General features: G+C 55.9%; 15 protein-coding genes and 1 pseudogene. 10 read left to right on the top strand and 6 right to left on the bottom strand.

What is annotated here, in order from left to right; genetic code table 11:
• Positions 1-71: 71 nt before the first annotated feature.
• Both NW211_RS08395 and NW211_RS08390 read right to left on the bottom strand, forming a co-directional pair.
• Positions 72-1778 carry a glutamine--tRNA ligase/YqeY domain fusion protein gene (locus tag NW211_RS08395; protein WP_258327545.1) on the bottom strand — a complete coding sequence of 569 codons (1707 nt, stop codon included), beginning with the start codon at positions 1776-1778 and terminating at the stop codon, positions 72-74.
• Positions 1779-1888: 110 nt separating this feature from the next.
• On the bottom strand, positions 1889-2257 hold the full coding sequence (locus NW211_RS08390) for a hypothetical protein (protein ID WP_087407420.1): 369 nt from the start codon (positions 2255-2257) through the stop codon (positions 1889-1891).
• Positions 2258-2383: 126 nt separating this feature from the next.
• Between NW211_RS08390 and NW211_RS08385 the strand changes: the two genes are divergently transcribed.
• Complete coding sequence (locus tag NW211_RS08385) at positions 2384-4864, top strand: endonuclease MutS2 (protein ID WP_258327544.1); 2481 nt, start codon at positions 2384-2386, stop codon at positions 4862-4864.
• Positions 4865-4877: 13 nt separating this feature from the next.
• On the opposite strand, the gene NW211_RS08380 is transcribed toward NW211_RS08385, so the two are convergent.
• Entirely contained in the window at positions 4878-5543 is a 666-nt protein-coding gene (locus NW211_RS08380) for a DUF2461 domain-containing protein (RefSeq protein ID WP_258327543.1), read from the bottom strand.
• A gap of 213 nt (positions 5544-5756) precedes the next feature.
• Between NW211_RS08380 and NW211_RS08375 the strand changes: the two genes are divergently transcribed.
• On the top strand, positions 5757-7715 hold the full coding sequence (locus NW211_RS08375; RefSeq protein ID WP_258327542.1) for an OPT family oligopeptide transporter: 1959 nt from the start codon (positions 5757-5759) through the stop codon (positions 7713-7715).
• Between the two features lie 93 nt (positions 7716-7808).
• On the opposite strand, the gene NW211_RS08370 is transcribed toward NW211_RS08375, so the two are convergent.
• The 3 genes from NW211_RS08370 to NW211_RS08360 are packed head-to-tail and all read right to left on the bottom strand — an operon-like array spanning position 7809 to position 10527.
• Complete coding sequence (locus NW211_RS08370) at positions 7809-8567, bottom strand: MBL fold metallo-hydrolase (protein WP_258327590.1); 759 nt, start codon at positions 8565-8567, stop codon at positions 7809-7811.
• A 9-nt stretch (positions 8568-8576) separates the two neighbouring features.
• Positions 8577-9590 carry a UDP-N-acetylmuramate dehydrogenase gene (gene murB, locus NW211_RS08365; RefSeq protein ID WP_087407753.1) on the bottom strand — a complete coding sequence of 338 codons (1014 nt, stop codon included), beginning with the start codon at positions 9588-9590 and terminating at the stop codon, positions 8577-8579.
• A 4-nt stretch (positions 9591-9594) separates the two neighbouring features.
• A complete protein-coding gene (locus tag NW211_RS08360; protein ID WP_143240879.1) occupies positions 9595-10527 on the bottom strand; it encodes a hypothetical protein in 933 nt (310 codons plus the stop codon).
• Positions 10528-10698: 171 nt separating this feature from the next.
• Between NW211_RS08360 and NW211_RS08355 the strand changes: the two genes are divergently transcribed.
• The 8 genes and pseudogenes from NW211_RS08355 to NW211_RS08320 all read left to right on the top strand — a co-directional run bounded on the left by NW211_RS08355 (position 10699) and on the right by NW211_RS08320 (position 18956).
• Positions 10699-11127: a hypothetical protein gene (locus NW211_RS08355; protein WP_143240878.1), complete on the top strand. Its 429-nt coding sequence runs from the start codon at positions 10699-10701 to the stop codon at positions 11125-11127.
• A pseudogene (bioA, locus tag NW211_RS08350) lies at positions 11123-12385 on the top strand (adenosylmethionine--8-amino-7-oxononanoate transaminase); the annotation flags it as partial. The gene NW211_RS08355 and the pseudogene bioA, both read left to right, overlap by 5 nt.
• Complete coding sequence (locus NW211_RS08345) at positions 12385-13548, top strand: 8-amino-7-oxononanoate synthase (RefSeq protein ID WP_258327589.1); 1164 nt, start codon at positions 12385-12387, stop codon at positions 13546-13548. The pseudogene bioA and the gene NW211_RS08345, both read left to right, overlap by 1 nt.
• Complete coding sequence (gene bioC / locus NW211_RS08340) at positions 13545-14930, top strand: malonyl-ACP O-methyltransferase BioC (RefSeq protein ID WP_258327540.1); 1386 nt, start codon at positions 13545-13547, stop codon at positions 14928-14930. The genes NW211_RS08345 and bioC overlap by 4 nt, the downstream gene beginning before the upstream one ends.
• Positions 14931-14932: 2 nt before the next feature.
• Positions 14933-15580, top strand: coding sequence for a dethiobiotin synthase (gene bioD / locus NW211_RS08335; RefSeq protein WP_258327539.1), 648 nt, complete (start codon positions 14933-14935; stop codon positions 15578-15580).
• A gap of 191 nt (positions 15581-15771) precedes the next feature.
• Positions 15772-16941 (top strand): NlpC/P60 family protein, encoded by a 1170-nt coding sequence (locus tag NW211_RS08330; protein ID WP_258327538.1) that lies wholly within the window; start codon positions 15772-15774, stop codon positions 16939-16941.
• An 8-nt stretch (positions 16942-16949) separates the two neighbouring features.
• Entirely contained in the window at positions 16950-18080 is a 1131-nt protein-coding gene (locus NW211_RS08325; RefSeq protein WP_087407409.1) for a dipeptide epimerase, read from the top strand.
• A gap of 90 nt (positions 18081-18170) precedes the next feature.
• Positions 18171-18956, top strand: coding sequence for a formate/nitrite transporter family protein (locus tag NW211_RS08320; protein WP_258327537.1), 786 nt, complete (start codon positions 18171-18173; stop codon positions 18954-18956).
• Positions 18957-18985: the final 29 nt, after the last annotated feature.

The raw sequence follows: 18985 nt of genomic DNA, 5'->3' as shown, positions 1-18985 counted from the left end.
GGCTTTCAGATAAAAACTGCCGGACTCCTTGCCTGGCAAGGAATCCGACAGTATGGAAATGGAATGGTATCTTATTTCGATTTCAGTTTTTCCCAGCTGTCTTTCAACGACACGGTGCGGTTGAAGACCAGATGACCTTCGGTCGAATCGGGGTCGACACAGAAGTATCCCGTGCGTTGGAACTGGAAGCGGTCGCCCGGTTTGGCATTTTCGGCCAGATAAGGCTCGATGCGGCAGTTGTCGATTACCTTCAACGAATCGGGGTTCAACAGCTCTCTGAAGTCGACATCCTTCTCTTCCGAGGGGTTCTCCACGTTGAAGAGTCGGTCGTAAAGCCGTACTTCGGCCGTAGAGCTGTATTGGGCCGATACCCAGTGCAACGTGCCTTTCACCTTGCGCATGCTGCCCGGCATGCCGCTGCGGGTATCGGGGTCGTATTCGCAATAGATCTCCTCGATGTTTCCGTCGGCATCTTTCTTCACACCGGTACATTTGATAATGTAGGCGGCTTTCAGGCGCACCTCCTGATCGGGAGCCAGGCGGAAGAATTTCTTCGGCGGATTCTCCATGAAGTCGTCGCGCTCGATGTACAACTCGCGCGTGAAAGGAATCTTGTGTGTTCCGGCTTCGGGATCCTCGGGGTTATTCTCGATGTCGAGGTATTCGACCTGTCCTTCGGGATAGTTGGTAATAATCAGTTTCACAGGATTGAGCACGGCCGATACGCGAGTAGCGGTCTTGTTCAAGTCTTCGCGAATGCTGTGTTCGAGCAGCGATACGCTGATGATACCGTCGTACTTGGTGTAACCGATTTTCTGGATAAAGTTCTTGATAGACTCGGGCGTATATCCGCGACGGCGCAAACCACAGAGAGTCGGCATACGCGGGTCGTCCCAACCGGCTACCAGCCCCTCCTTGACCAGTTGCAGCAATTTGCGCTTGCTCATCACCGTGTAGGTGAGGTTCAACCGGTTGAACTCGATTTGTCGCGGGCAGTAGCTGTCGTCGGCCAGCTCCTTCACGAAATACTCGTACAAGGGGCGGTGCACCTCAAACTCCAGCGTACAGATCGAGTGCGTCACACCCTCGAAGTAGTCGGACTGTCCGTGGGCAAAGTCGTACATGGGATATACGTTCCACTTCGTGCCCGTGCGGTGGTGCGGGTGCTTGATGATGCGGTACATGATGGGGTCTCTGAAGTGCATGTTGGGCGAAGCCATGTCGATTTTGGCACGCAATACGAAACGGCCCTCCTCGAATTCGCCTTTGTTCATGCGCTCAAACAGGTCGAGGTTCTCTTCGACGCTGCGGTTGCGGTAAGGGCTCTCGATACCCGGTTGCGTGGGGGTACCCTTCTGGCGGGCAATCTCCTCCGACGACTGTTCGTCGACATAGGCTTTGCCCTCCTTAATCATGCGGATGGCCAAATCCCACAGTTTGGGGAAGTAGTCCGACGCATAGTACAACCGGTCGCCCCAGTCGAAACCCAGCCAATGAATGTCTTCCTTGATCGAGTCGACATATTCGACATCCTCCTTGACAGGGTTGGTATCGTCGAAACGCAAGTTGCAGGTACCGCCGAACTTCTCGGCAATACCGAAGTCGATGCAAATGGCTTTGGCATGACCTATATGCAGGTAGCCGTTCGGTTCGGGCGGAAAACGGGTGCTCAAACGACCTCCATTCTTACCCGCCTTCAAGTCGGCCTCTACAATCTGTTCTATGAAATTGAGACTTTTCTTGTCTTCTCCTTCGTTATTGGTTTCAATCTGTGTCATAAATGCGCTTATTTATAGGGCGCAAATATAACAATAAATATCCAAAAACAGTTTTATTAAGCAAAAAATAGCAGATAGTCGGTAATAGTTTGCAAAAGTACAGCCCCCGATTATATCCAGTTCATCTCGCTGTAATAGCGCATCAGGTTGGCAATGGCCTCTTGCAAATCGGCATGTAACTGGTGAGTCATGCGATGAATGGAGATTCGGCCGTGACCATTCATCTTGGTCAGCAACAGGGCCGAAAAGAGACGTTTTCGAGCCTCCTCGCCCAACTTGTTGTTGAAGCCTACGGTCACACTGTCGTCGTGTTTGGCTACATATCCCAGCAACTCCTCCGAGCTTTGCGATTGACCAGCCTGTTGTTTGATAGCCCACACTTCGTAGTGGTAGTCGTCGTTGATTGTAGCTACATAAGGCGGAACTGCCGACTGGAACATCCGCCGAATATCTTTGTAAATCGAGCTTATTGAATCCATCTCTTTTTTCAATTAACGGTTATACGCGCTTTATTACACCTAACCGCTGTGTTTTGTTCAGAGACAAATATCGATTATCCCCACGCTTTTTATTACTTTTGCATACGTTTTTCTAAATTATAAAGTGTGATATATCCGCAGAATTTCGAGCAGAAGATAGGTTTCGACCAGATACGGTCGCTCATTAAAGAGAAGTGTCTCAGCAGCCTGGGAACGGACTATACCGATAGAATGCAATTCTCTACCGACTACGACGCCATACGCAAGCAGCTGAACTGCACATGGGAGTTTGTACACATTATCGAACAGGCCGACGATTTCCCGGCCGATTTCTTTTTCGACGTACGAGCTTCGCTGAAACGGGTTCGCATCGAAGGGACCTTTCTGGAAGAGAGCGAACTGTTCGACCTGCGGCGTTCGCTCGACACGATTCAGGCCATCGTGCGCTTTCTTCGTCCTGGCGAAGAGGAGGAGATTCGCTATCCCTACCTGCACGAACTGGCCCAAGAGGTAGAGGCATTCCCCCAGCTGGTCAAACAGATCGATGCGATTCTCGACAAATTCGGCCATATCAAGGATAACGCTTCGCCCGCCCTGGCCCAGATTCGCAGCAGCATCGCCTCGACCCTCTCGAGCATATCGCGCAACCTGAACTCCATCCTGCGGGCGGCACAGAGCGAGGGGTTCGTCGACAAAGAGGTGAGCCCCACCATGCGCGACGGCCGGCTGGTGATACCGGTGGCCCCTTCGTACAAACGGAAAATCAAGGGTATCGTGCACGATGAGTCGGCCAGCGGCAAGACCATATTCATCGAACCGGCCGAGGTAGTCGAAGCTAACAACCGGGTGCGTGAACTCGAGAACGAGGAGCGACGCGAAATCGTGCGTATACTCACCGCCTTTACCGACACCCTGCGTCCCTATATCGACGAAATCATCTACTCCTATGAATTTCTGGCCGAGATAGATTTCATCCGGGCCAAGGCCCTCCTGGCACTGGAGACCGGCGGGACATTGCCTCGCTTTGAGAACAAACGGCAAATCGAGTGGTACCACGCCGTGCATCCCATGCTCTACCTCTCGCTCAAGCGACAGGGCAAGACTGTTGTTCCCCTCGACCTGACTCTCGACGAGAAAAACCGCATCCTGCTCATCTCGGGTCCCAACGCCGGCGGTAAATCGGTCTGCCTCAAAACGGCCGGACTGCTGCAATACATGTTGCAGTGTGGTCTGCTGGTGCCCATGTACGACAACTCCCGCACCGGCATCTTCAAGGACATATTCATCGACATCGGCGACGAGCAGTCTATCGAGGACGACCTGAGTACATACAGTTCACACCTCACGCACATGAAATTTTTCGTGCGGAATGCCAACGAGAACAGTCTCCTGCTCATCGATGAGTTCGGTGGCGGCACCGAGCCTCAAATCGGTGGGGCCATTGCCGAAGCCCTGCTCGACCGTTTCAACCAGAAGCGGGCCTACGGAGTCATCACGACCCACTACCAGAACCTGAAACATTTTGCCGAAGATACCGACGGCATCGTCAACGGCGCCATGCTCTACGACCGTCACCTCATGCAGCCGCTCTTCAAGCTATCCATCGGTAACCCCGGCAGCTCGTTTGCCATCGAGATAGCCCGCAAGATAGGTTTGCCCGAAGATGTCATCGCCTCGGCCTCCGAGAAGGTGGGTTCGGCCTACATCGATATGGACAAGTATCTGCAAGACATCGTGCGCGACAAACGCTACTGGGAGAGCAAACGCCAGAACATACGCCAGCGCGAGAAGAAGCTCGAGGAGCTCACCGCCCGCTACGAGGCCGACCTCACCGCTCTGGAAAAGCAACGCAAGGAGTTGCTGAAACAGGCCAAAGGCGATGCCGCCCAGATTCTGGCCGAGGCCAATGCCCGCATCGAGAACACGATACGCGAAATCAAGGAGGCGCAGGCCGAGAAGGAGAAGACCCGTGCCGCCCGCCAAAAGTTCGAGCAGTTCAAAGCCGAGCTGAGCGAAGAGTCCGAACCCGCAGCCGACGACCTGGTGAGCCGCAAGCTCAAACAGATAGCCGAGCGGAAGAAACGCAAGCAACAGCGCAAGAAGAGTGAAGAGCCCCAACCGCAGGCCGCAACCGCCTCACCCCTCGCCGCAGGCGATGCCGTGCGGCTGAAGGGCCAAACCTCGGTGGGCGAAGTGCTCGAAGTGAATGGCAACAACGTAACCGTGGCTTTCGGCATGCTCAAGTCGACCGTCAAGGCCGACCGGCTGGAGCGGGTAAGCAAAAGCCAGATCAAAAAGGAGAATGCCAAGGCTACCTTCCTGGGGGTACAGACTACCGAAGATATGAGGGAGAAGCAGCTCAACTTCAAACAAGAGATTGATGTGCGGGGCATGCGGGCTGACGAGGCGTTGCAGGCAGTCACCTACTTCATCGACGATGCCATACAAGTGGGCTGTACCCGCGTGCGCATTCTGCACGGTACGGGCACTGGTGTGCTGCGGCAGGTCATCCGGCAATACCTCAAGACCGTGCCGGGCGTAGCCCACTTTCAGGACGAGCACGTGCAGTTGGGTGGCGCCGGCATTACGGTAGTCGAGCTGAACTAAATACCTCGGACGGTTACAGGTTATACACCTCGTCGACCGTATAGTTGAAGAAATCGTTTACCGGTTTCATTATCTCGAAAGCGTGAGCCGTCTGTTCCACCCAGTCGGGGGCATCGAAGAAGTTGTCGGGGGCGAAATGGACCATCACATAATCTTTCCGTTTGAGCCACTCGGCCTGCTCGCAATCGCGGGGGAACGGCCGGGGTACTACCTTGAGGGTCTCACCCTCCCAATCGGGATAAAGCGTCTTGAACTGCGGGCGGCCGATGAGTTCCTGAAACTCGTCGTAGTTGTCGTAAATCGCCTGTCGCAAAGCCTTCAGCAGTTTCGGCTCGGGGCACCATACCCCGCCGCTAATCATACAGTTGCCCGGCTCGAGATGGAAATAGTAACCGGCCCGCAGGCTCTTGCGGCCGCCCTTGGCCATGTAGGCCGACATATAGGTTTTATAAGGTGTCTTGTCGGGCGAGAAACGAATATCGCGATAGATGCGGTACATGCACGATTTCGCCTCCAGCCCCGCAATCTCGTCGTCGAACTGTGCGATGCGGTCGATCAGTTGCTGCACCTTGTCGATAAAGATCGGGCGCAACCGGTCATACTCCTCTTTGTGGGCTTGGAACCACTCCCGATTATTGTTTTCTCTCAGTCGAGTCAAATAAGTCAATATATCTTTCATATTCTTTAGCATTATATCGGTTCTATATCGAGTAATTACACTTCTTATTTGTGAAGCAAATATAGATTTTTTTGTTCGTTCTGTCACGTAAAAACGCATTTTATGCTCCCCCGTGGCAAAAAACAAGCGCAATAATACCCGCTATGTTTCCATTTTTTACTAACTTGCCACGATTTTGTAAAAAGCAATACACAAAAACAGAATAAAAATAAGATGGAAACAAACGAAAAACAACCTGTCGACTTGCCCGAAAACGCGTTTCGGGAGTTGAAACCGGGTGAAGAATACCGTCCTATTCTCTCGCCCGACAAAGTCTATCCCGAGGCGAATGCCTGGTCGGTGACCTGGGGTATCGTCATGGCGATTATCTTCTCGGCCGCCGCTGCTTATCTGGGATTGCGGGTAGGACAAGTGTTCGAGGCCGCCATACCTATCGCCATCATTGCCGTAGGTCTGTCGGGAGCCGCCAAGCGCAAGAATGCCCTGGGCGAAAATGTGATTATCCAATCGATCGGAGCCTGCTCGGGCGTCATCGTGGCCGGTGCTATCTTCACCCTGCCTGCCCTCTATATCCTGCAGGCCAAGTATCCCGAACTGACCGTCAACTTCATGGAGGTATTCCTCAGCTCGCTGCTGGGTGGTATCCTGGGTATCCTGTTCCTGATACCTTTCCGTAAATATTTTGTATCCGACATGCACGGCAAATACCCCTTCCCCGAAGCTACGGCTACGGCTCAGGTACTCGTGTCGGGCGAGAAGGGCGGCAGTCAGGCCAAACCCCTGATTCTGGCCGGTCTCGTGGGCGGTATCTACGACTTCTGCCTCTCGACCTTCGGCTGGTGGAGCGATGTGCTCACGACCCGTGTAATACCCTGGGGCACCGAGTTGGCCAACAACGTGAAGATGGTGTTCAAGGTCAATACCGGCGCCGCCGTGTTGGGCCTCGGCTACATCGTGGGTTTGAAATACAGCCTCATTATCTGCTCGGGCTCTCTCTTCGTGTGGTTCATCATTATCCCGCTGCTGGGCAGTGTGCCCGGCAGTGAACTGGCTGCCGCTGCTCCCGAAGAGATTTTCACCAACTACGGCCGCTACATCGGTATCGGCGGTATCGCCATGGCCGGTGTTATCGGCATTATCCGTTCGTGGGGCATCATCAAAGGTGCGCTGGGACTGGCCACGAAAGAGTTTTCGAGCAAGAAGGATAGCGACGACAACAAGGCACCGCGCACCCAGCGCGACCTCTCGATGAAATTCATCGTCGGGGCCATCGTCATAGCGCTGATTGTGACCTTCCTCTTCTTCTACCTGGGTGTCATCAACAACCTGCTGCAAGCCGTCGTTGCCTTTGTCGTGGTAGCCGGCATCGCCTTCCTCTTCACCACGGTAGCCGCCAATGCCATCGCTATCGTAGGTACCAACCCGGTTTCGGGCATGACGCTGATGACCCTGATTCTGGCCTCGGTTATTCTCGTGGCCGTAGGCCTGAAAGGTACCAGCGGAATGGTAGCCGCCCTCGTGATTGGCGGTGTGGTTTGTACGGCTCTCTCGATGGCCGGTGGCTTCGTGACCGACTTGAAAATCGGTTACTGGATAGGTTCTACGCCCCGCAAGCAGGAGTCTTGGAAATTCCTCGGTACCTTGGTTTCGGCTGCTACCGTAGGCGGTGTGATTCTGCTGCTGAACAAGGCTTACGGATTCTCGGGCGAAGATGCTCTCGTAGCTCCTCAGGCCAATGCCATGGCCGCCGTTATCGAACCCCTGATGATGGGACAAGGTGCCCCCTGGCTGCTCTACGGGATCGGTGCCATTCTGGCCGTGATACTTACCTGGCTGGGCGTTCCTGCCTTGGCTTTTGCCCTGGGTATGTTCATCCCCATCGAGTTGAATACCCCGCTGGTAGTCGGTGGTCTTATCAGCTGGTATGTGGGTAGCCGCTCGAAAGATGCTGCTCTCAACAAAGCTCGTGTAGACCGCGGTACCTTGCTTGCCTCGGGATTCATTGCCGGTGGTGCCCTGATGGGTGTAGTCAGCACCGGATTGAGCCTGACCAGCTTCAAATATCAACACACGTTGAGCGAAAGCACGATGCAGATTGCCGGATTGGTGATGTATCTGTTGCTGATTGCCTTCCTCACGGCGATGAGTATGAGAGCTAAAAAGACGAACTAAAACAGGTTCGAACCCATAAACGAAGAGCGGGGTTGAAATGTACAAGTTTCAACCCCGCTCTCGTTTTATTACTTATTATACTATCGACATAACTTACCTGCTCTCGACCACCAGCCCGTCGTAGGCAAAGTGAACATGAGGCGGCAACTCCTTTTCGACATCGGCCGTGAGCCCCATGTGGTGACTCATGTGCACCAGATAGGCTTCGCGCGGCTTCACCCGCTCGATTACCCGCAACGCCTCGGCCAAGGTCTGGTGCGAGAGGTGCGGCTGTTTGCGCAGCGCGTTGATGACCAGTACATCTACCTGCTTCATCTTTTCGTATTCCGTCTCGGGAATCGTGAGGGCATCGGTAATGTAGACCAGGTCGTCTATGCGGTAGCCCAGAATAGGCAACTTGTAATGCATCACCCGTATGGGAGTAATCTCGATTCCCTTGATCGAGAAGGGCTCGACGCCTATCTCCTGCAACATGATGTTGGGCACTCCGGGATAAAGGTGGTCGCCAAAGCAGTACGGTAACCGCGTGCGAATGCCCTCGGCCACCGGGTGCTCCAGATAGATGGGCAACGTGTGCGAACCGCCGAAGGGGCGCAGATCGTCGATACCGCCCGTGTGGTCGTAGTGAATGTGTGTAATGAGTACCGCATCGATTCGCCCCAGATGTGCACGGAGCATCTGCTGCCTGAAGTCGGGACCGCAGTCGATGAGTATGTTTTTACCGCCTACCGTAACGACGGCCGAAGTTCTCAGCCGGTTATCGTGTGGGTCTTTCGACGTACAAACCGGACAGGTACAACCGATTTGCGGTATTCCGGTCGAAGTGCCTGTCCCCAAAAATGTGATCTGCATCATATCTATTTATCCAATATAATTCACTTCGGGATTGATGGTAATGCCATAGGTCTCCTGTACCGACCGTCTTATTTTCTCGGCCAGTCTCACCACGTCGTCCGGGCGGGCATTGTGTTTGTTGATGAGCACCAGGCACTGCTTTTCATACACGGCAGCGCCGCCCTCCTCCTTGCCCTTCCAGCCGCAACGGTCAATGAGCCAGCCGGCAGGCACCTTCACATGCGCCTCGTCTACGGCATAGTGCGGCATATCGGGGAATCGTACTTTCAGCTGTTCGTACTGCTCGACCGGGATGACCGGGTTCATAAAGAAACTGCCGGCACTGCCGTATTCGTCGGGCTCGGGTAACTTGGAGCGACGGATGTCGATTACCGCCCGGCGTACATCGGCGATGGTGATGTGGTCGCCGGATAGCGAACTGCGCAGATTGCCGTAATCGAGATGCAGTTGCGGATGCTTCTGCAACCGATAGGTCACCGCCGTAACGATATATTTCCCCTTCAAGGCGTGTTTGAAGATACTGCTGCGGTAGCCATACTCGCACTCGGCATTCTGGAATACCCGAGGCTGCCCGGTAGCGATTTCGATGGTCTCGACCTCGGCGATAATATCCTTTACCTCCACGCCATAGGCCCCGATGTTCTGCACGGCACTGGCCCCTACCTCGCCCGGGATATACGACAGATTCTCGGCTCCACCCCACCCTTGGGCTACACAATGGGCCACGAAGTCGTCCCACACGACACCTGCACCCACCTTGATGAAGACCTCCGAGTCGGTCTCGCTCAGCAGTTCGACCGTGCGGATGGCCGAGTGCAGCAGCACCCCGTTGTAGTGCTCGTGAACAAACAGCAGATTGCTCCCCCCGCCCATCGGCAGGAAGGGGTGATGCTGCAACAAATCGGAGTGCAGCAACGAGACCAGGTCGTCTACCCGGTCGTATTCGACAAACCAACGGGCATACACCGGCATACGGAAGGTATGCAAGGCCTGTATAAAATAGTTTTCTTCGATTCGTATCATACTATAATCTATATTCGGTCAGCAAGCCATCGACAAAAAAGAGATAGGCCCCCGAGTTATATATCCATTGTTCTCTCAATCCGCTGTAAGTGGGTATCTTCTTCACCTCGTCGGGGTTGCCCAGCGACAGCTTGCACTCGGCCTTGGTCATGCCGGCCTTTACCCGGCTCAAGGTGATTTGCTCCCAAGCCTCGTCTTGTATCTCCTTGTATTGCAACCGGGGATTCTCGAAGGAGAAGAGCCGGTCGAACGTAATGTATTGCGAGCGTGCCGAAGTCAACAGCGACATGAATACCCCGGCCTCGTTGCCTTTGTCGTCCTTGAACCACACCTCGACCGGCAGCACGTTGTTGCCCGGGCGGATGTCGAGCACCTCGACCGGTATCAGCTTGCGGCCGTCTATCGCATCGCCGTTGCGGTCGTACCACATGGGGGTCTTGATATAGAGGGTGCGCCCTTTCAACAACGAGCGGGCCATGTTCAGGTCGTCGAGGTCGATAAAGGGCGGTATCAGCGGCGTGTATTTCATTCGTGCGATTTCGGCCCGAGTCTTGTCGGTATCGTAGCGGAATTTGTACCCTTCGCACTCAAACAGGAGCACCACCTTCTTCTCCCCACCGAAAGGGCTCTCTTCGACACTCCCCGTGTAAGTGAAGATTTTACCTTTCAGCGATACGCTGTCGGGGAAGGTAGGTCGCTCGGCCTGAAAGACAAACGAAAGTTTTTCGTCGGTATAGTAAAACGCCTTCCCCACGCGCCACGAGTCGCACCCCTGCGGTACGAAATACGATTCGATAAAGGCATCTTCGGGGCTCTGTTTCTCGGCCCGATTCTCTTCGGGCAAGGTGATTTTACCGGTACTCTCGACCCCCGTAAAGCACGAAGTCATCGACAGCAGGCTTAATATCGTTATATAAATCAGATTTATCCTCATATTTCATTTCTCTTATTCCGCCTTGCTCCATCGCAAGGCGAGATACATCAGATTTCATAGCTGTGCATGAGCAAAGATACGAAGAAACTGCCAATGTAAAGAAGAAAGATTTATGAAATTCTCTCTTCACAACCAATAAACGAAGATTATTTTTTGTACTTTTGCCCACGTATGAAAACCGTCACTCCCATTTTGATTCGCCGTGTGCGATTCCGCCGATGGAACCGCCACAGCTATTCGACCTTTTGCAGCATAGGCCGCTGCATCAACATCGGGAGTGTGCGCAAGGAGATAGCCGACCAGTCGCTCAAGAAGGGACTAGTCTCACTCGATGCTTGCAACCGGAAAGATACCGTATGGACCGAACACGATGAGGGTCTGCCCGACGACTCCTCGCCCGAGTTGTCCGAACTGCAACCCCAGGCCATGGAGGCCCTGGCTCTTCGTTCGGTGTCGCCCCTTGCGGTCGATGCCCCTGCCCGGTCTGTATCTGCTTCTATGGTATATACTCGATTCCGACATAACGGTCCGACGACCGCCTTATGCCGGATTTTCTATTTTTGTCACCCCTTAAAATCGTATGCTTATGGACAATTTTGATGCCGAACATTTGTGGCACCCCTATACCTCGACCATCAATCCGCTGCCTTGTTATCCGGTAAAACGGGCCGAGGGGGTTTATATCGAACTCGAAACCGGCGAGCGGCTCATTGACGGTATGTCGTCGTGGTGGGCTGCCGTCCACGGATACAACAACCCGGTATTGAACCAGGCGGCCGAAGAGCAACTCAAGGCCATGTCGCACGTGATGTTCGGCGGGCTTACCCACCGCCCGGCCATCGAGTTGGGCAAACTGCTCCTGCAGATCGTACCCTCGACCATGCAACACATCTTCTACTGCGACTCGGGGTCGGTATCGGTCGAAGTGGCTCTGAAAATGGCGGTACAATACTGGTACTCGCGCGGCGAATCGAAAAAGTGCAATTTCATCACCATACGGTCAGGATACCACGGCGACACGTGGAATGCCATGTCGGTATGCGACCCGGTGACGGGCATGCACTCCATCTTCGGCAGCGCACTGCCGGTGCGCTATTTCGTGCCCTCCCCCTCCTGCCGATACGACGGTGAGTGGGACCCCGCCTGCATCGAACCCCTCAAAGAGGCTATCGAAGCCCATCACGACGAACTGGCCGCCCTTATCCTCGAACCCATCGTGCAAGGGGCCGGCGGCATGTGGTTCTATCACCCCCAATACCTGCGCGAGGCCCGTGCCTTGTGCGACCGCTATGGCCTGCTGCTTATCTTCGACGAGATTGCCACCGGATTCGGCCGCACCGGCAAACTCTTTGCCTGGGAACATGCCGGCGTTACCCCCGACATCATGTGCATAGGCAAGGCACTCACCGGCGGCTACCTGACCATGGCGGCTACCCTCACCACACACGAGGTGGCCGACACCATATCGCGCGGCACACCAGGCGTATTCATGCACGGTCCTACCTTCATGGGCAACCCGCTGGCTTGTGCTATTGCCCGGGCTTCGGTCTCGCTGCTGCTCTCGTCGGGCTGGCAGGAGAAAGTGGCTGCCATCGAGGCCCAGTTGATACGCGAACTGGCCCCTGCCGCCACCCTGCCCCAGATGGCCGATGTGCGCGTATTGGGAGCCATCGGTGTCATCGAGACGAAGAAGCCGGTCGACATGGCCTCCATTCAACGGCAGTTTGTCGAGCACCGGGTGTGGGTACGACCTTTCGGCAAGCTGGTCTACATCATGCCTCCGTTTATCATCACGAGCGAACAGCTCACCTTCCTCACCTCGGCTCTGGTCGATGTGGTTAAAAATCTGGAATCATGATGGATAGCTACGCTTCTCAACTCGATGCGCTGGCCCGGAAAGGGAACTTGCGCAAACTGCCCGAGATGGAGCCGCAAGGGCTCTATCTGGTGCGCGACGGGCAGGAAATGCTGAACCTCTCGTCGAACGACTATCTGGGATTGGCCGACAACGTGGCGCTGAAGAGCGAATTTCTGCAAACACTCGACCCGCTGGAATGCCGCTTCTCCTCCACCTCGTCGCGCCTGCTCACGGGCAACTATCCCGTATACACCCGGCTCGAGGAGCGGCTGGCCCAACTTTACGGGGCCGAGAGCGCCCTCGTCTTCAACAGCGGCTACCACGCCAACAGCGGCATCCTGCCGGCCGTGACCGACAGCCGGTCGCTCATCCTGGCCGACAAGCTGGTCCATGCGAGTATCGTCGACGGCATCGGTCTCTCCAAGGCCCGCTGCATACGCTACCGTCACAACAACTACAAACAGCTGGAGCGGCTGGTGGCCGAGAATGCCGGGGAGTACGACCGCCTGTTTGTCGTTACTGAAAGTATCTTCAGCATGGATGGCGACGAGAGTGACCTGCCTCGGCTCGTGGCGTTGAAACACCGCTACCCCAACCTCTATCTCTACCTCGACGAGGCGCATGCCTTCGGGGTGCGCGGCCCGCACGGACTGGGTTGTGCCGAAGAGCACGGGGTTATCGGCGACATCGACTTTCTGGTAGGTACATTCGGCAAGGCCGCCGCCTCGGTAGGAGCCTTTGTCATCTGCTCCGAAGAGATGAAGCAGTACCTGGTCAACACCATGCGTACTCTTATTTTCACCACGGCACTCCCCCCAATCAACCTCGAGTGGACCCTCTTTATTGTCAACAAGATATGCGACATGACGGAGCGTCGGGAGCACTTGGCCCGGATAGGCCGCCGCGTGCGCGAAGTACTCAACCCGTTGAACGGCGGCATCCTCAGCAGCAGCCACATCATACCCTATGTACTGGGCGAATCGGAACGGGCCGTCGACGTGGCCCTGCGGCTGCAACGCGAAGGGTTTTACCTGCTGCCGGTGCGTCCGCCCACGGTTCCCGCGGGCACGTCGCGCCTGCGCATTTCACTCACCGCCGAGTGTAGCGAAGCCGACATCGAGCGGCTTGTCTCGACCATACAACAGATACAATCGAGCCTATGATACAGCATTTCATTTCACGCCGAGGCAGCGACGACCTGATTCTCTTCTTTGCCGGCTGGGGCATGGATACCCGCCCTTTTGCCGAACTCGAGCACATCGGGTGCGACTGCTGCATCTGCTACGACTATACGACGCTCGACTTCGACACGAGCCTGCTTGCCGGATACAAAAATATCGAGCTCTATGCCTGGTCGTTCGGGGTATGGGCCGCCTCGGTGGTCTTGCCCGATACGGACCTGCCCATCCGGCATGCAACGGCCATCAACGGCACCCCCTGCGGCATCGACCCGGAGCGGGGCATATCGCCCGAGATATTCCAGGCTACCCTCGACCACCTCGATGCCGCAAGCCTGAACAAGTTTTACCGCCGCATGTGCAACGACCGCGACTCCCTGAGCCGCTTCCTCGAGGTGCTCCCCGACCGCAGCATCGACAGTCTGCGCAGCGAACTGATGGCTATCAGTAGCGGTATAGCCCGGCATCCGGCCCCCCGATTCCACTGGGACCGGGCCATCGTCGGGACCAAAGACCGTATATTCCCGCCCGAGAACCAGTTGAAGTCCTGGAAGGAAAACACCCCGGTCACAACTGTCGAAGCGGCTCACTACCTGCCATTCCGCCCTATCGTGCTCGAACACCGATTCGACAAGGCGGTTATCCGGAGCCGGTTCGAAAGCGCCGCCTCTACCTACGAGCAAGAGGGACTTATCCAAGATCGGATAGCCCGCCGCTTGAACGAGATGGTGCCCGACCAACCGGCCGACGAATGCCGTCGCATTCTGGAAATCGGGTGCGGCACCGGCAAACTGACCCGCCTGCTGGTCGAGCGCTTTCCGCAGGCCCGGTTCACGCTGAACGACCTCTCGCCCGAGATGAAACGCCATGTCGAAGGGCTCCCCTTCGAACAGCTCGATTTCGTAGCCGGCGATGCCGAGCGAATCGACTTCGCAGGACCATACGACCTGATAGTATCGGCCTCGACCATCCAATGGTTTACCGATTTGGAGAGCTTCCTGAAACGCATTTCGGCCCGTCTCTCCGACTCGGGAACGATTGCTTTCAGCTCGTTTGTCGCCGGCAACTTGCCCGAGATTCGCACCCTGGCCTCCGTCGAGATGCCCTATTGGGAATACGACGACCTGCAACGGCTCTTCGGTCGCTACTTCCAACTCGACACCTTCGAACGCGAGAGCTACACGCTGCGTTTCGATACTCCGGTCGACCTGCTGCGCCACCTGCGCAATACCGGTGTAACGGGGACTCCGGGCAACCGACACAAAGGATTCAACTTTATCAAACGCTATCGCGAGACATTCGGCGAGGCTCACTCGTGCACGCTCACCTATTGTCCCGTCTATATCATTGCACACAAAAAGAGATAACTATGAAAGGAACTTTTTTCATTACCGGCATCGATACCAACATCGGTAAAAGCTATGCCACCGGCTGGCTGGCCCGCGAATGGAACCGCCAGGGCATCAAGACCATAACCCAAAAGATGATTCAGACCGGCAACGTGGGCCACTCCGAAGACATAGACCTGCACCGCGAAATCATGGGCATACCCATGACCGAGGAGGATAGGCAGCACATCACCTTCCCCATCGTCTACTCCTACCCGGCCTCACCGCATCTGGCTGCCGAGATAGACTACCAGACAATCCCCATCGACCGGATCGGCGAGTCGACTCGCATCCTGCGCGACCGCTACGACGTGGTTCTGCTCGAGGGTGCCGGCGGTCTCATGGTCCCCATTACCCGCGACTACCTCACCATCGACTATGTGGCCGACCAACATCTGCCGGTTATTCTGGTCACGTCGGGCCGGCTGGGCAGCATCAACCACACGTTGCTCTCTATCGAGGCTCTGGAGAAGCGGGCGATTCCCCTCTACGGACTCGTATACAATACCTACCCCAAAGCCGACGAACTGATCGATGCCGACACCGAGGCGTACCTCCGGGACTATCTGGAGAAACATCACCCCGAGAGCCGGTTCTGGGTATTACCGCAGATTGATCTGACCCGCTAAATTCGACAAAAAGGTAACGGGCTATACATTTTGCAGGACAAAAAGACAGGATTTTTAAGATTTCTTGTTACCTTTGGAGGAGATAAGATGCGGTTTGGTATAAAAATCAAATGAACTTGTTTTTTTACTTTCGACGTTTGCATCTTTATCATACAATTTGTATCGTGCTAATTACCTTGAAATTCGACTTTATGCTCAGAACTCTATTCAAAACAATCTGCTGTGTGCTGCTCATTCTTCCCGCTATGGCGCAAGCTCAAACCGATTTTGTAAAAACAGCTATCGACGAGACGAAACGGCAATATGCCCCCGACTCACGTACCGCAATCTTTGCCGTAGAGGGCGAACTGCTGAACGACTCGCTGTGTGTACTGAAAGGCCGCTGCAACAACCGGCTGGCTGTCGAAGCCCTGCTGCACCGGCTCGATTCGGCAGGCATCGCCTGTGTCGACGGTATCAAGATGCTGCCCGATAAGAATCTGGGCTCGCTCACCCGCGGACTTGTCACCGTGTGCTGTGCCAGCCTGAGAGGTGGCCCCCGGCATGCGGCCGAGATGATGACCCAGGCCATCATGGGCACTCCGCTTCTCGTCCTGGAACGCGACAAGGCCTGGCTTCTGGTACAGACCCCCGACCACTACATTAGTTGGGTACCGGCCAACTCGGTAACCCTGCAGGACGAAGCCGGCTGGAAGGCCTGGCGAGAGTCTGCCCGGTATGTCTACACCGGCTACCAGGGCTTTGTGTATGATGCGCCCGACCGCAACGCCGGCATCGTGTCGGACATCGTGGCCGGTGCCATTCTGCAAGCCGACGGGAAAGCCCGCAAGGGGTTCGTTCCCGTTCGCTTCCCCGACGGCCGCAAAGGTTTCCTGAAGAGCGACGAGTGCTGCGACCTGGCCCAATGGGCTGCACGTCCCCTCGACATGAAGGTGGTGGTGCGGACGGCCCGGCAGATGATGGGCTCGACCTATCTCTGGGGCGGGACTTCGGTCAAAGGGGCCGACTGCTCGGGCTTCGTCAAGACCGCCTACTTCTGCAGTGGTGTGATTCTCTCGCGCGACGCTTCGCAGCAGGCACTTACCGGCGACATCATCCCGGCCGACCAATGGCAATCGTGCCAGACGGGCGACCTGCTCTTCTTCGGCGATGAGCGGGGCCGTGTAGACCATGTGGCTCTCTATTTGAACGACGGCGAGTACATCCACTGCTCGGGACAGGTAAAGCTCAACAACCTCGACCCGGCGGCGCCCGATTACCGGGAATCGAATTTCGTGAGCATCAGTCGTATGAAAACCAAAATAGGAACACCCGGAATCACGGCCGTAAAGGCTCACCCGTGGTATTTCGACCAAAAATAATCGTGACGATGGACCGACGGAATTTTTTACTGAAAAGTGCCATGGGCACTCTGGGGTTGAGCCTGGCGCCTACCCTTTTCAGCGGTTGCGGCAGCTCCGCACCCCAAGCGACCGGACGCGACCGGCTGGAACTTTCGTTCAAGCCCTATGACTTGAAGTTGAAACACGCCTTCAACCTGGCCAAGAACTCGCGCACGCATACCCCCGACGTGCAGGTGCAACTGCGCTATGGCAACTACATCGGTTACGGCGAGGCCTCCATGCCGCCCTATCTGGGCGAGACGCAAGAGTCGGTATGCCGGTTTCTCGGACAGCTCGATCTGTCGCAATTTACCGACCCCTTCCGTATCGAAGAGATTCTCGACTATGTCGACTCGGTAGCCCCCGACAACCGGGCGGCCAAAGCCTCGGTCGATATTGCCCTGCACGACCTGCTGGGAAAAATCATGGGGCAACCCTGGTATAAAATCTGGGGGCTCTCGCCCGAGAAGGCCCCGGCCACCTCGTTTACCATCGGCATCGATACCGAAGAGGTGGTGCGGCAGAAGTTGAAAGAGGCCGCCCCCTACCGCATCCTGAAGATAAAGATGGGGCTCGACAACGACAAGGAGTTGGTGCGCATCATTCGCTCCGAGACCGACCGGCCCATCTGCGTCGATGCCAACCAGGGGTGGAGCTCCAAGGAGTATGCCCTCGAGATGGTCGAGTGGCTCAAGGAGCAGAACTGCCTGTTTGTGGAGCAACCCATGCCCAAAGAGATGATCGACGAGCAGGCCTGGCTGCACGAGCGTGCCTCGCTACCCCTCATTGCCGACGAGTTCCTGCAACGTCTGCCCGATGTGCGCCGGGCCTACGGCCTCTACGACGGCATCAACATCAAGCTGATGAAGAGCACGGGCATGCGCGAAGCCTACCAGATGGCCATATTGGCCCGAGCCCTCGACATGAAGGTAATGGTGGGCTGCATGACCGAAACCTCGTGTGCCGTGTCGGCCGCCGCGCAGCTGTCGCCGATGGTCGACTGGGCCGACCTCGACGGGAACCTGCTCATATCGAACGACCTCTTCGACGGCATGAAGATTGTCGACGGCATGATTTCGCTTCCCGACCGTCCCGGTATCGGCGTCGTTCCCCTCTAAGGGGCTATGAACCTATCGAGCTGCACCCTTCACGATGCAGCTTTTTTTAGGCTTTGTACATTCTGTAAAACGTATAATTCAAATTTTTCCATGTCATTCTCCACACCCTCCGAAATCGTTGCCCAAGTCGAACGGGTATCACTCAGTAAAGTAACCCTCTCTACCCCGCGCACTCTCGTCGCCGCCATGCTGGCCGGCATCTACATTGCCATGGGCGGCCTGCTGTCGCTGCTCATTGGCTACGGCTTTCCCGAGTGGACCGCCGGCAATCCGGGACTGCAACGCCTCCTCTCGGGCTGCATGTTCCCCCTGGGCCTCATTCTGGTGGTATTGGCCGGGGCCGAACTCTTCACCGGCAACAATGCCGTGTTAATTCCGGGACTGATGAACCGGAAATACGGCATCGCCCCCGTGTTGCGCAACTGGGTGCTGGTCTATGTCGGCAATTTCATCGGGGCCCTTTTCTTCGTCTACGTAATGATTTGGTGTGCCGGCATTGTCGATGCCGACCCGTGGAAGAGCGCTATCGTGCAGATAGCCCAGACCAAGACGAGCCTGCCGTGGGGTGTGGTATTCGTCAAGGGCATCGGGGCCAACTGGCTGGTATGTCTGGCTGTCTGGCTGGGATTCAGCGCCCACTCTACCGCCGGGAAGATGATGGGTCTCTGGTTCCCCGTGATGTGTTTCGTGGCCATCGGTTACGAGCACAGCATCGCCAACATGTTTTTCATTCCGCTGGGCATGTTGCAGGGGGCCTCGGTCACTTGGGGGCAATTCCTGCTCGACAATCTCGTACCGGCCACACTCGGCAATATCGTGGGTGGCGCCCTCTTCGTCGGGTGCGTCTATACCTACCTCTATCTCTCCCGCAAATAACCCGTTCACAAACCCACCATACCAATCGA

Source organism: Barnesiella sp. ET7 (assembly GCF_024733785.1).
Lineage (GTDB): Bacteria > Bacteroidota > Bacteroidia > Bacteroidales > Barnesiellaceae > Barnesiella > Barnesiella merdigallinarum.
The sequence above is the reverse complement of the archived record's forward strand: the minus strand, read 5'-3'. Positions and strand labels throughout refer to the sequence as shown.